General features: G+C 40.7%; 13 protein-coding genes. 12 read left to right on the top strand and 1 reads right to left on the bottom strand.

Annotation, left to right across the window (positions count from 1 at the left end; translation table 11 throughout):
• Positions 1 to 85 precede the first annotated feature (85 nt).
• The 10 genes from L1068_RS21635 to L1068_RS21590 all read left to right on the top strand — a co-directional run bounded on the left by L1068_RS21635 (position 86) and on the right by L1068_RS21590 (position 12,077).
• Entirely contained in the window at positions 86 to 1,060 is a 975-nt protein-coding gene (locus L1068_RS21635) for a transposase (RefSeq protein ID WP_237131935.1), read from the top strand.
• 369 nt (positions 1,061 to 1,429) lie between these two features.
• Positions 1,430 to 2,083, top strand: a complete 654-nt coding sequence (locus L1068_RS21630; protein WP_237131934.1) for a GntR family transcriptional regulator — start codon at positions 1,430 to 1,432, stop codon at positions 2,081 to 2,083.
• Between the two features lie 86 nt (positions 2,084 to 2,169).
• Positions 2,170 to 3,042, top strand: coding sequence for a methylisocitrate lyase (gene prpB / locus L1068_RS21625; RefSeq protein WP_010559978.1), 873 nt, complete (start codon positions 2,170 to 2,172; stop codon positions 3,040 to 3,042).
• Between the two features lie 11 nt (positions 3,043 to 3,053).
• A complete protein-coding gene (prpC, locus tag L1068_RS21620; protein ID WP_237131933.1) occupies positions 3,054 to 4,178 on the top strand; it encodes a 2-methylcitrate synthase in 1,125 nt (374 codons plus the stop codon).
• A gap of 71 nt (positions 4,179 to 4,249) precedes the next feature.
• The gene (gene acnD, locus L1068_RS21615) at positions 4,250 to 6,844 is read left to right on the top strand and encodes a Fe/S-dependent 2-methylisocitrate dehydratase AcnD (protein WP_237131932.1); all 2,595 of its coding nucleotides are present in this window, start codon (positions 4,250 to 4,252) and stop codon (positions 6,842 to 6,844) included.
• Between the two features lie 18 nt (positions 6,845 to 6,862).
• A complete protein-coding gene (gene prpF, locus L1068_RS21610) occupies positions 6,863 to 8,026 on the top strand; it encodes a 2-methylaconitate cis-trans isomerase PrpF (protein WP_237131931.1) in 1,164 nt (387 codons plus the stop codon).
• A 276-nt stretch (positions 8,027 to 8,302) separates the two neighbouring features.
• Positions 8,303 to 9,094, top strand: a complete 792-nt coding sequence (locus L1068_RS21605; RefSeq protein WP_237131930.1) for a putative porin — start codon at positions 8,303 to 8,305, stop codon at positions 9,092 to 9,094.
• A 149-nt stretch (positions 9,095 to 9,243) separates the two neighbouring features.
• Entirely contained in the window at positions 9,244 to 9,615 is a 372-nt protein-coding gene (locus L1068_RS21600; RefSeq protein WP_237131929.1) for a cyclic nucleotide-binding domain-containing protein, read from the top strand.
• Positions 9,616 to 9,692: 77 nt separating this feature from the next.
• Positions 9,693 to 11,603, top strand: a complete 1,911-nt coding sequence (locus tag L1068_RS21595) for an adenylate/guanylate cyclase domain-containing protein (RefSeq protein ID WP_237131928.1) — start codon at positions 9,693 to 9,695, stop codon at positions 11,601 to 11,603.
• A gap of 207 nt (positions 11,604 to 11,810) precedes the next feature.
• Positions 11,811 to 12,077 (top strand): DUF1272 domain-containing protein, encoded by a 267-nt coding sequence (locus L1068_RS21590; protein WP_237131927.1) that lies wholly within the window; start codon positions 11,811 to 11,813, stop codon positions 12,075 to 12,077.
• Here the strand turns inward: L1068_RS21590 and L1068_RS21585 are convergent.
• Positions 12,074 to 13,084, bottom strand: coding sequence for an anti-phage deoxyguanosine triphosphatase (locus tag L1068_RS21585; RefSeq protein WP_343221997.1), 1,011 nt, complete (start codon positions 13,082 to 13,084; stop codon positions 12,074 to 12,076). The genes L1068_RS21590 and L1068_RS21585 overlap by 4 nt on opposite strands.
• 52 nt (positions 13,085 to 13,136) lie before the next feature.
• Between L1068_RS21585 and L1068_RS21580 the strand changes: the two genes are divergently transcribed.
• Positions 13,137 to 14,411: a hypothetical protein gene (locus L1068_RS21580; RefSeq protein ID WP_237131925.1), complete on the top strand. Its 1,275-nt coding sequence runs from the start codon at positions 13,137 to 13,139 to the stop codon at positions 14,409 to 14,411.
• Positions 14,404 to 15,713: hypothetical protein (locus L1068_RS21575; RefSeq protein WP_237131924.1), on the top strand; the 1,310-nt coding region annotated here is incomplete at its 3' end. The genes L1068_RS21580 and L1068_RS21575, both read left to right, overlap by 8 nt.

Here is a 15,713-nt window from a genome sequence, read left to right as displayed (position 1 = left end):
AATAACATGGCCACCCATCATAACTAGCCTAAAAACCTCATTATGACTAAACTTTAATCAGTTTTTTCTATCACAAGGTGATTTTATGGCTGTTCCGCGTCGAAATCAGGTGAGTTTGGTTGATACACCTTTTTACCACTGTATTTCCCGTTGCGTACGTCGCGCGTTTTTATGTGGTGAAGATAAGGTCACAGGCAAGTCTTACGAGCACCGCCGCGCTTGGGTTGAAGAAAAACTTCTGCAACTAACCAAAGTATTCTGCATTGATATTTGTGCTTATGCTGTCATGAGTAATCACACGCATATAGTACTGCATGTTGATGAAAGGAAAGCTAGACGCCTTACTCAAAAAGCGGTCATTATTCGTTGGCACAAACTCTTTAAAGGCAACTTACTTACGCAAAAATACCTCAGAGGCGGTAAACTCGACCCTGCACAACTCATTACCCTAAACGATATGACGAATGCTTTTCGTAAACGACTCATGGACATTAGTTGGTTCATGCGTGTACTTAATGAATACATAGCCAGAAAAGCCAATTTTGAAGATAACTGCACAGGTCGCTTCTGGGAAGGGAGATTTAAATCACAAGCACTCCTTGATGAAGCCGCACTTGCTGCCTGCATGGCGTATGTAGATTTAAACCCAATACGTGCAAAAATTGCCAACACACCTGAACAATCGGATTACACCAGTATTCAACAACGCATTAAAGCAGCGCTAAATGGTGAACAACCCAAACCGCTTATGATGTTTATTGGTAATCCACGAAAACACATACCAAAAGGCTTACCATTTGAATTAAAAAGCTATCTTGAACTCGTTGAACTCACCGGCCGCATTATGCGCGAAGATAAACGCGGTGTAATCCCACATGATACACAGCCATTACTGAATCGATTATCTATCAGCCCCGAAAACTGGCTCAAACTCACCAGCAAATTCACAAAATCATTTCATGGTGCAGTGGGTAAACCAGAGCATATGGCCGAATACTGTGAACATTTACACAAAAAACGACGACCGAATGTGAGTAATGCTCGGGCTTTGTTGGCTTAAATCGCAAAGCAGCCAAACGTAAATATTCAATCAAAAGGGTTTAAACGAAACCCAAGTTGCTGCTGCGTAACTTTTGGCAAAAAACGCTAATCACTTTTCAAATAAGTCAAAACACACAAAGTTACAGCGCAAAACCCAGATTAAGTTTTAACTTCTTAATACAAACACCCCAAATGCATCATGAGCACAATAAAAACAGGTAAAATTATTATTATACGGTTTGGTTTAACATGCTTTTTGTCGACAATTAACACCTATTTAGTCTAATTTAATAAAATTAATTGCTAAAATTGTCGACAATCTGTTGATATCTTCGTGAATCACTCCTATATTACCCTTAGTTATTGTCGACAATAGTTAGGTTTTAAATTGGAAAATGAAATAAAAACAGCGTCAGATAAAGTTTTTGTCGACATTCGCCAAGCCATTGTGGAAGGTGAAATAGCGCAAGGCTCAAAAATCTCTGAGCCAGAGCTCTCCAAAAAACATCAAGTTAGCCGCGCAACCTTGCGTGAGGCGCTTAATCGTTTAGAAAGCTGTCATTTAATTGAGCGCAAAGCCAATGTGGGCTGCCGTGTTATTTCGCTTACCCCAGAAAAGTTAGATGAAATCTATCAAGTGCGCAGTGCCCTTGAGGGGCTGGCGTGCCGTTTAGCAGCAACCAATATGACAGACGATGAAATCAATCAGGTAAAAGCCTTACTTGATGATCATTTGTCGACACAACGGGTACGCCAAGGAGAGTCTTACTACCAAGAAGAAGGTGATTTAGATTTTCACTACCGCATTATTAAAGGTAGTAAAAACAGCCATTTAATTAACTTGTTGTGTAATGAGTTATATCAATTGGTACGTATGTACCGCGTGCAAATGGGCATGAATGGCCCACGTGTTAGCAAAGCATTTGATGAGCACTTAGCTATTATTAATGCCATTGCAGCGCGCGATGGCGAATTAGCCGAATTATTAATGAAAAGACATATCGCGGCATCTGGTAACAATATTGAACGTAAGTTTAAGTAATGTGTGATGCCAATAAAACTGTAAACAAATTTAGTTAGCGTAACGCTAGCGTACAAATATAAAAATACCGTTCAAAGGAGACATACATGTCAGCAGGTTTGAAGTTTCGCCAAGCATTAGCAGAGAACCAACCGCTTCAAGTGGTCGGCACTATCAATGCCTATACTGCAATGATGGCAGAGAAGGTAGGGCATAAAGCTATTTACTTATCAGGGGCAGGGGTTGCCAACGCAAGTTACGGTTTACCGGATTTAGGCATGACAAGCTTAGATAATGTGCTTGAAGATATCCGCCGTATTACCAGTGCATCTGATTTACCACTACTAGTCGATGCCGATACAGGCTGGGGTGGTGCATTTAATATTGCGCGTACCGTAAAAGAAATGACAAAAGCAGGTGCAGCAGGTTTTCATATTGAAGATCAAGTTGCGCAAAAACGTTGTGGCCACCGTCCAAATAAAGAAATCGTAAGCCAGCAAGAAATGGTTGACCGCATTAAAGCGGCGGTTGATGCAAAAACTGATGAGCATTTTTACATTATGGCGCGTACCGATGCGTTTCAAAAAGAAGGGTTAAATGCCGCAATCGACCGCGCTGCAGCATGTATTGAAGCAGGTGCCGATGCAATCTTTGCAGAAGCAGTGCACGACCTTGCTGACTATAAAGCATTTAGCGATGCGCTTAATGTACCAATTCTTGCCAATATTACTGAATTTGGCCAAACGCCAATTTATTCAAAAACCCAATTAGAAGAAGTGGGTGTAGGCATGGTGCTTTACCCGCTAAGTGCGTTTAGAGCAATGAATAAAGCGGCGCTTAATGTGTACAACACAATTTTAAGTGAAGGCTCGCAAGCAAACGCAATTGATTCAATGCAAACCCGCGCCGAGTTGTATGACTTTTTAGATTACCACTCGTTTGAAAACACACTTGATAAACTTTTTCAGAATAATAAATAAGGGGCAGGAAAATGGTAGATAAAGCATTAGGCGGAGCAGGATTACGTGGTCAAGTTGCTGGTGAAACAGCGTTATGTACAGTAGGTAAATCAGGCAGTGGTTTAACGTATTGTGGTTATGATATTTCAGAACTTGCAGATAAAGTTGAATTTGAAGAAGTATCGTACCTTTTAAGCCGTGGTGAATTGCCAAACCAATCACAACTTGATGAGTACAAGGCGAAACTAAAAACACTGCGTGGTTTACCTGCGGCACTTAAAAGTGTTCTAGAATCTATTCCGAAATCAGCGCACCCAATGGATGTAATGCGCACCGGTTGTTCTATGCTAGGCAACCTTGAAATGGAAACCGACTTTAACGATGCGAACGACCATATTGATCGTATGGTTGCGGTATTCCCAAGTATTATTTGTTATTGGTATCGTTTCTCGCACGACGGAGTACGTGTTGATGTTGAAACTAACGACGATTCAATTGGCGCTCACTTCTTACATTTATTACATGACATAGCACCAAGCGAGCTATTTGCTAAGGTAATGAATGTATCGCTAATTTTATACGCAGAGCATGAATTTAACGCATCTACGTTCACAGCGCGCGTGTGTGCATCAACACTGTCTGATCTGCATTCATGTGTAACCGGTGCAATTGGTTCATTACGTGGCCCACTGCACGGTGGTGCAAACGAAGCGGCAATGGAAATGATTGAAAACTTCACAAGTGCTGATCAAGCTGAAGAAGCGCTGATGGGTATGCTTGAGCGTAAAGAAAAAATCATGGGCTTTGGTCACGCAATTTACCGCGAGTCAGACCCGCGCAATGTGATCATCAAAAAGTGGTCTGAATTACTTGCAAAAGAAGTAGGCGATGACGTGCTTTACCCAGTGTCTGTGCGCTGTGAAGAAGTAATGTGGCGTGAGAAAAAGTTATTTTGTAATGCTGATTTCTTCCATGCGTCGGCATATCACTTTATGGGTATTCCAACAGCGTTATTTACGCCAATCTTTGTAATGAGCCGTGTAACAGGCTGGACAGCACACGTGAAAGAGCAACGTGCTAATAACCGTATTATTCGCCCAAGTGCAGATTACACAGGCCCTGAAGCACGCGAAGTTCCACCTATTTCAGCGCGTTAATGTCTAAGTAATTCGCATTATATCAAGGCATGCCTAGCATGCCTTTACTCCGAGTTTGTTGTGGAGCCCATATGAATACCCAATACCGTCAAAAGCTAGGCAATACCGGCCTAGATTATTTTAATGTTGAAGCTGCGGTGAATGCCATTTCACCGGGTAGTTATCAACAATTACCTTATACCTCAAAAGTGCTTGCCGAGAATCTCGTTCGCCGCTGCGAGCCTTCAATGCTAACTGATTCGTTAAAACAACTTATTGAGCGCAAGCGCGACCTTGATTTTCCGTGGTTTCCTGCGCGTGTAGTATGCCACGATATTTTAGGCCAAACCGCACTGGTTGATTTAGCAGGCCTTCGTGATGCTATTGCAGAGCAAGGCGGTGACCCGTCACTAGTTAACCCTGTAGTACCTACACAGCTGATTGTTGACCACTCCCTTGCTGTAGAGCACGGTGGTTACGATAAAGACGCGTTTGAAAAAAACCGCGCGATTGAAGATCGCCGTAATGAAGACCGTTTCCATTTTATTAATTGGACTAAAACAGCATTTAAAAACATTGATGTTATCCCACCAGGTAACGGCATTTTGCACCAAATTAACCTTGAGAAAATGTCGCCTGTGATTCAAGCACGTGAAGGTGTTGCCTTCCCAGATACGCTAGTAGGCACAGATAGCCATACACCGCATGTTGATGCATTAGGCGTTATCGCTATTGGTGTTGGTGGCCTTGAAGCTGAAAGTGTGATGTTAGGCCGCGCATCTTATATGCGTTTACCAGACATTGTCGGTGTTAACATTGTGGGTGAGCGTAAGCCGGGTATTACGGCAACCGATATTGTACTAGCAATTACCGAGTTTTTACGTAACGAAAAAGTGGTGTCTACTTACCTTGAGTTCTTTGGTGAAGGTACGCAACACTTAAATTTAGGTGATCGTGCAACCATTTCGAATATGACGCCAGAATACGGCGCAACAGCGGCCATGTTCTACATTGATGAAAAGACTATTGATTACTTAAAGCTAACAGGCCGTGAAGACAGTCAAATTAAGCTAGTAGAAGAATACGCAAAAACCACAGGCCTTTGGGCATCTGAAATGACTGAGGCGAAATACGAGCGCGTATTAACCTTTGATTTAAGTGCGGTTGGCCGTAATATCGCAGGGCCTTCTAACCCACATCGCCGTGTAGCAACAAGTGAACTTAAAAACACCGACTTACTGGGTGATTATTCACATACAGATACACACATGCCAGATGGTGCAGTCATTGTTGCCGCTATTACCAGTTGTACCAATACATCAAACCCACGCAATATGATTGCCGCGGGTTTAATTGCGCGCAATGCAAATAAACTCGGTTTAACCCGTAAGCCTTGGGTTAAATCTTCGCTTGCGCCGGGTTCTAAAGTGGTTAAAAGCTACTTGGAAGAAGCAAACTTATTACCAGAGCTTGAAAACTTAGGGTTTGGTGTAGTGGGTTTTGCCTGTACATCGTGTAATGGTATGAGTGGCGCACTAGACCCTGTTATTCAAAAAGAAATTATTGAGCGCGATTTATATACTACTGCCGTACTTTCAGGTAACCGTAACTTTGATGGCCGCATTCACCCCCATGCAAATCAAGCATTCTTAGCGTCGCCACCACTGGTTATTGCTTATGCAATCGCAGGGAGTATTCGTTTTGATATTGAAAACGATGTGTTGGGTGTATCAAGTGATGGTAAAGAAATTCGCTTAAATGATATTTGGCCAAGCGATGAAGAAATTGATGCGGTAATTGCACAAAGCGTGAAGCCAGAGCAATTTAATGCGGTATATACGCCAATGTTCGACTTAACCGTGGATTATGGTGAAGACAATAACCCACTATACGATTGGCGAGAAATGAGTACGTATATTCGCCGTCCGCCATATTGGGAAGGCGCACTTGCCAAACCGCGTACTATGACAGGCATGCGTCCACTTGCGGTACTTGGCGATAACATTACGACGGATCACTTATCACCGTCTAATGCCATTCAAGCAAGTAGTGCTGCAGGGGAATACCTAGCCAAAATGGGTTTACCAGAAGAAGACTTTAACTCGTATGCAACGCACCGTGGCGATCATTTAACTGCGCAGCGTGCAACCTTTGCTAACCCTAAACTGTTTAATGAAATGGTGTTAGAGAATGGTGAAGTGAAACAAGGGTCACTTGCGCGAATTGAGCCAGAAGGCAAAGTAACCCGTATGTGGGAAGCGATTGAAACCTATATGGAGCGTAAACAGCCGCTAATTATTATTGCTGGTGCTGACTACGGCCAAGGTTCATCTCGTGACTGGGCGGCAAAAGGCGTGCGCCTAGCTGGGGTTGAAGCAATTGTGGCAGAAGGCTTTGAGCGTATTCATCGTACTAACTTAATTGGTATGGGTGTGATGCCGCTGGAATTTAAAGCTGGCACAACCCGTAAAACCCTTAAGATTGATGGTACAGAAACCTTTGATGTAAAAGGTGAGCCATCACCAGGCTGTGATTTAACCCTGATTATTAATCGCGCAAATGGCGAAGTAATAGAGGTGCCGGTAACGTGTCGTTTAGATACAGCTGAAGAAGTCTCTATTTACAGTGCCGGTGGTGTATTACAGCGCTTTGCACAAGACTTTTTAGCGGAGACAGCAGCGAGTTAATCGCTGCTATACCTCACTATGACAACAAAATATAAAGTTCCAGCAACTTATATGCGTGGCGGCACCAGTAAAGGGGTGTTTTTTAAGCTAAGCGATTTACCACCTGAAGCACAGGAGCCTGGTGAATTTCGCGATAAGTTACTAATGCGGGTTATTGGCAGCCCAGATCCGTACGAGAAACAAATAGATGGTATGGGCGGTGCAACGTCTAGCACCAGTAAAACAGTGATTGTCGCTAAAAGTGATAAAGCAGAACACGACGTTGATTACTTATTTGGCCAAGTTGCAATCGATAAACCAAGTGTTGATTGGAGTGGTAACTGCGGTAACTTAACGGCCGCCGTGGGCGCATTTGCAATTAACAATGGTTTAGTAGATGCGTCACGTATTCCTCAAAATGGCGATGTTGAAGTACGCATTTGGCAAAAAAACATCGAAAAAACGCTGGTGGTACAAGTACCCATTAAAGACGGCGAAGTAAATGAGGTTGGCGACTTCAAACTTGATGGTGTCGCGTTTGCTAGTAGCGAAATTAAAGTGCAATTCCTTGCGCCATCTCCAGTGGGCGAGAATATGTTCCCAACCGGGAATTTGGTCGATACGTTAACGGTTGAAGGATTAGGGGATATTCCAGCCACCATGATTAATGCGGGCATTCCAACCATTTTTGTTAATAGTAGCGATATTAATTACACCGGTGTTGAGCTGCAAGAAGACATCAATAGCGATAGTGACAAGCTGGCCTTTTTTGAAAAGCTTAGAATCGCAGGGGCGCTTAAAATGGGTCTAATTAGTGACCCAAGTGAAGCGAAAACGCGCCAGCACACACCTAAAATTGCGTTTGTATCGCCTTCACAAGATTACATAAGTTCAAGCGGTGATATGGTTAAAAGTGCTGACATTGATTTAAATGTGCGCGCGCTTTCTATGGGTAAACTGCACCATGCGATGATGGGCACTGCAGCAGTGGCGATTGCGTGCGCTGCGGTGACAAAAGGCACATTAGTTAATTTAGCTGCTGGTGGCGGTGATATTTCAGATGTGAATTTTGGTCATCCATCAGGCACCATGAAAGTCGGCGCAAAAACAGCTGAAACTGACGCTGGCTGGCAAGCAGAGTTTGCTAGTATGAGCCGAAGTGCACGCGTGATTATGGAAGGCGTGTTACACGTACCTTTGTAAATACGCTGTAAATCATTAATTTTAAAGGGAGCTTATGCTTCCTTTTTTCGTTCTATAAGCAGGTGTTTTGTCTTAAAGTCGTGTAAGAGATCTCTACAGTGCAAGATAATAAATAAACACCATTGTAAATCCGGTGTTAAATCTGATTGAAAAGCACTAAGTCTATGAATAGAAAAGGATATTATTGATTTAATGTAAATGGCGCTATGGTTGTCCGTGATTCAATGCTTTCTATAATACCCACCGTCGAGAAAATTACTACACAAGGAAAGTAGCATGAAAAAAACATTATTAGCGAGTTTAGTTACGTTTACGTCATTTGCAGCCTGCGCAAATGAGTATCAATCAAATAGTCACGCCGCTTATGCGGATGTTGAAGAAGACAACCTGTTCCATATCGAAACGTTATATTACTTTGATGCGCGTAAAGCACTTGGCCCATACAATGAATTTTCTTACATTAACACTAAGTCTAACATTGGCGCGTTTTACAGCGACAATGAGGATGATGATACAATTGGTGTACGCGGTGAATATTTCTTCAACAATTTTGTAGCGGGTGCTAATTACAGCCGCACAGATTCAGATTGGGGCGATGTAGATTATTATGAGGCATCATTTGGTTATTTATTTACACCTGATTTACTTGCACGTATTCACTACCGTGACTCTGACGCTCGAGGTATAGATGGCAGCTTTTATGCAACAGCGCAGTACAATTTAAGCTTAAACACAACGGATTATGTTGGCTTTACGGCATCTGTTGACGACGAGTTTGATTACTTAAGCCTAGATACCAAATATTATGCAGAGCTTGGGCAAGGCCGTTATCTAACCGTAAACCTTGATATTGATGCGGGTGATTTTGACCATTGGTTATTAGGCTCAAACTATTATTTTAATGAAGGTTTATCAGTATTTGCATCAGTTAATAAATCAGATGATATTCAAATTGGTGGACGTTATTACTTTAATACCAACTGGGCTTTATCGGGTAGCTACGGTACAAACCTTGATAACGATGTAGATTACGATATGTATCAAATCAATTTAACAGCGCAGTTCTAAATGAACCGTTTGTTGTAATCTTATGAAAAGGAAGCATTGGCTTCCTTTTTTAATGTGAAAAAGATTTTAGTTAGTCATTAAGTCGTAGACAGCACCTTGTTTAATCGCGATAATTTAGCCTAAAGTCAATTTATAAGTAAAGGAATACTATGACCCGCGAATTAACCCTATTAGAAGGTCAAACCTTGTTTCAACAAGGCGACAAAGCAGAGCGTATGTATGTGATCCGCTCAGGTAAAATTAAGCTGGTCAAATCGAAAATGGGTCAATCCGTGGTATTAAGTTACTTAGGCGAGGGTGAGTTTTTAGGTGAGATGGCGATTATCACAAACTCATTGCGTAGTTGTTGTGCCATTGCAACGGAAGATACCGTGTTACAAGTATACGAGCGCGAACGCTTTGAAGAAATGTTAGCGAATAACGCGGGTATCGCCGCACGCATAATAGAGGGCTTGGCGGTACGGTTAGAAAAAACTACAGAGCGCTTAATGGAACCTGTTACTTTGTTAGAAGCAGAATAAACGTTCAGTAAAGTCAAACTTTGCGTACAAAAGGCTAACACAACGCGTGAACCCATATTTCAAGGTTAATTACTTGTATGTTTAATCAGGTTGGCAAAAAGTGGTTGTTGTATAGCCTGTTATCGTCGTTAGTAAGTGTGTGTTGTGTGTACGTTTTGTCACAAAGTGATGCTTGGCAGCATCTCGAAAACACGGCATTTGATGCACAATCTAGTATTATTCCCGCCAAAGTCAGTAAAACTGACATTGTAATTGTCGCAATCGACGAGCAAAGTTTTGCCCACTATCAAACTAGTTGGCCTTGGCCTGCAGGTTTTTACACTAATTTACTAAAACGGTTAAATCAGGCAGGCGCAAAAGCGGTTGTATTAAATCTACCTATAGATGCTTTACCTAATGCAAATGAGAAAGACGCTTCTAGTTTTGCAAACAGTATAACAGCGAGCAACTTGCCCGTTTATCTTGCAAAGCGTCAAGGTAGCCAGGACGATTCTTTATTGAATTATTATCGAGATGCGGGTGCAAGAATTAAGTCTTTTGAATTGTCACCTGATCTTGATGGTGTGGTAAGACGTTTACCGAATGGTAGCAACGGTATAAGTTATGAATTTAGCACACAAAACCTCGCTGAGAATACACGAATTCGCTTTATTGGCGATACAAACAGCTTTGTAACAATACCTTTCGTCAGTGCTGCAAATGCAAATCTGTTACCCGATCATATTTTCAAAGACAAAATTGTATTAGTAGGCATCGATATTCTTGCCAATACGCGTTTTGGTGATACTGCCATTGACCGTTATAGAACGCCGTTTACCTGGTTATCTGGCAAGACAATGTCGGGTGTTGAGGTGCATGCTAACACGATTGTTAACTTACAAAACGGGTTTAGCATTTCAACTTTAACTATTTTGCAAACCGCGTTTTTGGCTTTGTTGGTTGCATTGTTTGCAAGCTATCTATTTACTGCGGCGCCGTTGAAACAATCACTACTAGGTTTGGTAAAGTTACTCGGTTTTATTGTGATTATTTCGCTTTTTGCGTTTTATCATAGTGTTTCGCTGCCGGTAGTAAGTTTGTGTGCGATAGCAATCAGTAGTTATTTATTTTACTTTGTCCTTGGCTTTCGAAAACAGCAAAGACAGCAGCAGTTTATTACTAATGTGTTTTCACGTTATGTATCCGATCAGGTATTGCATGAGCTTAAAGACAACCCTACAAAGTTAGAGCTTGGCGGCGAGCGTAAATTTTTAGCGATTTTATTTGCTGATTTAGCAGGTTTTACCAAGCTCGCAGAGCAAACTGCGGATATTTTGCATCAGGTGCTGACAGCGCACAGTCGCATTATCGTAAAACACGCCGGCACGCTTGATAAATATTTAGGCGATGCGGTAATGGCATTTTGGGGTGCACCAGTATCCTGTGAAAACTCGATTGAAAAAGCGGTTGCTGCGGCAATTGAAATGAATGCAACTTGCGTAAAACTCAGTGAAGAATTAAAGCGCCAGGGGTTGCCTGAACTTAAACTGCGTATAGGTGTAAATTACGGCGAAGTTATCGTTGGCCATCTTGGCTCTGATATTTTATTTGATTACACCTGCATTGGCGATGCGGTAAACCAAGCGGCGCGCCTAGAAAGCGCCAATCGATTGTACGGCAGTGATTTATTGATTGGACAAGCTGTTTATGAGCAACTCAGCGACAAATCCCATTTTACCTTAATTGATAAAGTGGTATTAAAAGGTAAATCGCAGGCCATCAATATCTATTGTTATTTTGAAAGCGCAACGCACCAACAGACATTAGCACAGGCATTTTCGGCTTATTGTGATAGGGATTGGCAAAACGCACATAGCTACTATCAATCACTTTATTCTGAACCAGAGTTAATGGTTTTATGTACATTGTTTCTTGAGCGCATCGAAGAATATAAACGCCAAGCACTCCCGTCAGCATGGGGTGGTGAGTCATATTTAGATAATAAATGACAGGCTATAATGCATTTATGCTATTGCGCCTGAGTGCAGGGGAAAGATTAGTGCGCTTCGTCACATTTATGGATTAATAAATATGGCGCTAGTGTGACAATTAAAATGCACTAATTAGCACTTTTTACTGGTTTTATTGATTGTTCATTAAATAAGCTTGTCAAACAGATTTGCTTTCTTTATGTTCAAACAAAAAGGAGGATCGTAATGTCAAATATGGCAGAACACGCATTGTTCCATTGTCAAAAAAGCGAACAAGCACAAAGTGAAACGGAAGTGAGTTGCTTTGAGTGCACTAATTGTTTTCATCTTAGTAGCGAATGTTTAATTGATGTATGTCCCCATTGTGGCGAAGCATTAAAAGAACGTAGTTTACGACCCAGTGAATTACTTGAAACACAAGAAAGTCACTGTAGCCGTAATGTAACTAAAGACGATGGTACGGTTTTTCGCGATGACTCAAAAATAGCTTAATACTCAGTAGTAAATAAGCGGCCGTGCACCTTTATAGCGTATTCATCGGTCATTGATGAAATATAATCGCAAAGTTGACGGTAGCCAGTTTCACCGGTTTCGAGTGCTGCTTGGTAAATTGTTTGGCGCGTGTGAGGCAACAACCTTAGCGGATCGCTGGCAAACGCGGCAAATAAATCGGAAATAATTTTTTGTCCTTTAAATTCAATTTGCTGCATTTCTGGGTGGCGAATTACGTTACGAAACACAAATTGTTTTAACCCTTCAAGTAAAATAAATAACGCTTTCTCTAAATATACCGAGTGGTCGAGTAATGGGCTGTCAAATAGGCCAAGCTTTTTCACTTTTGCCTGTGTAATAAATAAATTAACTAGTTCGCCAATGACTTCTTTTAAATCGGCTTCATCGCGTGAGAACAGCTGGGCAGAAATTCGTGGTAAATTGGTTTTAAGCCACCCGTCTTCCAACTCGCTCAAATGATTAGCTACAAACTCATGCCATTGATGCTGACTTACCATGCCTGTGGCAATCGCATCTTCTAAATCATGCACGCCGTAAGCAATATCATCGGCTAATTCCATAATGGCACAGTCGAGGGATTTATATTGGGTGCGAGCAACGCCATTTGTGTTCTCGGCAAATGATGTAAATATGGTTTTGTCTGTATCTGAAAGCGGTGCTAATATCCAATCAAACACTTCGCTTTCTTCGCAATAAAGCCCTTTTGCGGGAAGCCAACGAGTAGAGTTGATAAATTTATCTGTGCCATCATCATGTGGAATTTTCCATAACGATTTGATCAGCTGTGGGTATTTTATAAAACCTAATAAAGTGCGGCGTGTTAGATTCATACCGTAGCCTTTACTGTAAGGTTCTAGTTTCGCCACAATTCTGAGTGTTTGGGCGTTGCCCTCAAAACCACCGTGCGCACGCATCATGTAATTGAGCGCCGTTTCACCGCCGTGACCGAAAGGAAACGGACACCCACTAAAAAGATAAAAATGTATCTATTGTTGGAAAGGTAAATTAGTATGTAATTAGATTGGTTGTGAGAAATAGATGATGTATAGCTTTCAAAGTGAAAAATTTAAAACAAAGTTGATGTGTTGTAATGATGGTATTCCATTGTTGCTACCCAACATATTTCTACATTCACTTTATAAAAATAGACAAGTATATAAATTAATTTGGATCGATGGGACTGGAAAGCGCAGAATTAAAGATGCTGAGCTTAATAAAATTACGTTATCAAAGAAAAAAATTTCCGAATGCTTTTATGAGTTAAGAAAGTTCCTTTTATGGCTTGAAAATTATTCAAAAAACTCATCTTCAATTTCACTAACTACACACCACAACTTACCGGAAGAATTTCTCAATCATTACATAAATAATGTATTGATTTTGGAGCGTAATACCAGTGAAAAAATGGTTGAGAAGGCAATTTCAGGCTTGACGTATTATTACAACTATTTAGCTTTCAATGGGTTTACGAACATAAAAGAGATCCGTGTAAAAAATAAAAACAAATCTATTGCGAGGGACAATACCAAAAGAAGAAATACGATTAAATATTTGTCACCAAGCATGAGAGCTGAACTCTATGCAAATGCTAGAAACCTCCGCGTTGAATGTACCTTGCGTGCAGGGGGGGAATGTGGCCTACGTACACAGGAGAATGTGGGATTATTATTAAACGATTTTAAAGTGGGTGGTAAATCATACTCAGGTATGAAGTCGTTCTTCAAGGAAATAGACGTAGAAACAAAACTAAATGAGCGCTTAGACAAACAAAAACAAGAGTTCAAATATTGGCTTCAAGGCAAATATTCTAAAGGCCGTAGAAATGGTGTTGGTGGTATTTCTAGATGGATTTATATTCCACGTGATGTGATGTTGCGATTTAAATTGTATTACGAGACTGAGAGGCCCAAATGTGGTGAAGATAGCTTGTTTATAACTGATCCTTTAAGTGGTGCGGTACATGGAATAAGGGAATACCAAGGCACTAGAGATTTTAAAGATACACGCGCTTTGGTTATCGATAAGCAACAGCAAGGATTATTACCTGATTACCTTCACATTCTAGAAGAAGATCATAAATATCACATTCTCAGGCATTCATATGGAACTGATAAGTTCCACGATGCTGTTGAAGAAGATGGACTTGAACTTGAAAACGTCACTCATTTATCTAGACCATATTTGCTAGTAGCAGAGTTATTAGGTCACGAAACTAGAGGAAAAGATGCTCCAACAACGACAAGAAAATACATAAGGTCTGTTAAGGAAAAGCTTGACCAAGAAAAGTCATATTTGGAGTGCGCAAATGGATAATATTGAAGAAAGCTTATTAAAGCAACAAGCTGAGATGCTGGCAGAGTTTTCGAATAAACAAACACTGAGAGTTGTTGATTTTGTGCCATTTGATGTGGATCGATTTATTGTTCCTGAATATCAGGGAGCAAAGTCGCAAATTGTAACTCTAGAAGATGCTGACTCTCACGAAAAGAGATTGGTATTTGCGGCTTTATACGTTGCAAATTATATAACATTTGTTCTTGAAGAGGGTACCGGTGGAGATTGCAGAGCATTATCTTATATAGCTACTAAGTTCATGACTTATTTAAATGCACTAAAATTAGATCAATTTAATCGTGTAAATATATTAAAAGATTTTGAGGCTTATCGTGTTGAAAGCGATGGGGTAAAGACTCAAAGTACAGGCATGATTGAACTAATACGGCTGCTTAACAAAGCGCTTAATTATGTTCCTTTTGGTATCGAGTTACTTACGACCGATGATTATAAGTACTTAGATCTGCTATCAAAAAACAAACCCGCAGCAGATGATGGTAGTGTGCAAACTACACTTACTGATTACTTTGGTTTTCATTCTTGGTTAAGAAGAGATGATATCGGTGTTGGTGCGCATCTATATAAGAGAGCTGAATCCCCTAAATTATTGATAAGGTCATTCCAAATTACAATAAGCATTGCATTGTTTGAAATAAATAAAGCAAAACATGCGCTTATTGATTTGTTTAGCAAGAAGAGCGTTCAACCAGATTACTTTCCCGCGAAATTAATTCGCCCTCTTATAGAAAATTATGAGGGGGGACGAAAAAACAAGCAATTTCGAATAGATGAAGCTGCATTTAAAGTTGCTACATTAAACAATAAAAAAGTTTTTTTTGAGAAGCTTAGAAATCTTTTTACTGGTATCGAAGCTAATAACATAATTAATACGGCTTTAGAGTCTTTGCTTTATTCACAATGTGCAGAAGAAGCTCAGCAGTATGCTAAAGACGAATTTTGGAATACGGGAAAAATACCAGCTCAAACGGCAAAGATATCAAACAAAATAGTCACAGTTTTTCGTCAGCAAACTGAGGGATCACTCTTATTTACACCTGATTTTATCCAAGAGGTGGTTGAATATTCAGTTGCTAAGCACAAAAAGCTCCCAATCTCAAAGGGGGAAAACTACTTATTTGCTTTACTAATGTCATATCAAACGATTCCTTACAATGATATTTATAGAATAAGATTGAGAGATTTTAGGTTTTCCAAAAGACAAACAGGAGAAGTTACTCAAATAGAATCAGAATATTTCAAGTCTCGCTCAAAAAGCTACCT

This window comes from Pseudoalteromonas sp. MMG024 (genome assembly GCF_021654175.1).
Lineage (GTDB): Bacteria > Pseudomonadota > Gammaproteobacteria > Enterobacterales > Alteromonadaceae > Pseudoalteromonas.
Note: the sequence above shows the minus strand (reverse complement) of the source record. Positions and strands in the feature narration are given on the sequence as shown.

Coding starts and splice junctions, on each gene's coding strand:
- L1068_RS21635 (WP_237131935.1), top strand. CDS start 86: ATGGCTGTTCCGCGTCGAAATCAGGTGAGTTTGGTTGATACACCTTTT.
- prpB (WP_010559978.1), top strand. CDS start 2,170: ATGTCAGCAGGTTTGAAGTTTCGCCAAGCATTAGCAGAGAACCAACCG.
- prpC (WP_237131933.1), top strand. CDS start 3,054: ATGGTAGATAAAGCATTAGGCGGAGCAGGATTACGTGGTCAAGTTGCT.
- acnD (WP_237131932.1), top strand. CDS start 4,250: ATGAATACCCAATACCGTCAAAAGCTAGGCAATACCGGCCTAGATTAT.
- prpF (WP_237131931.1), top strand. CDS start 6,863: ATGACAACAAAATATAAAGTTCCAGCAACTTATATGCGTGGCGGCACC.
- L1068_RS21605 (WP_237131930.1), top strand. CDS start 8,303: ATGAAAAAAACATTATTAGCGAGTTTAGTTACGTTTACGTCATTTGCA.
- L1068_RS21600 (WP_237131929.1), top strand. CDS start 9,244: ATGACCCGCGAATTAACCCTATTAGAAGGTCAAACCTTGTTTCAACAA.
- L1068_RS21595 (WP_237131928.1), top strand. CDS start 9,693: ATGTTTAATCAGGTTGGCAAAAAGTGGTTGTTGTATAGCCTGTTATCG.
- L1068_RS21590 (WP_237131927.1), top strand. CDS start 11,811: ATGTCAAATATGGCAGAACACGCATTGTTCCATTGTCAAAAAAGCGAA.
- L1068_RS21580 (WP_237131925.1), top strand. CDS start 13,137: ATGATGTATAGCTTTCAAAGTGAAAAATTTAAAACAAAGTTGATGTGT.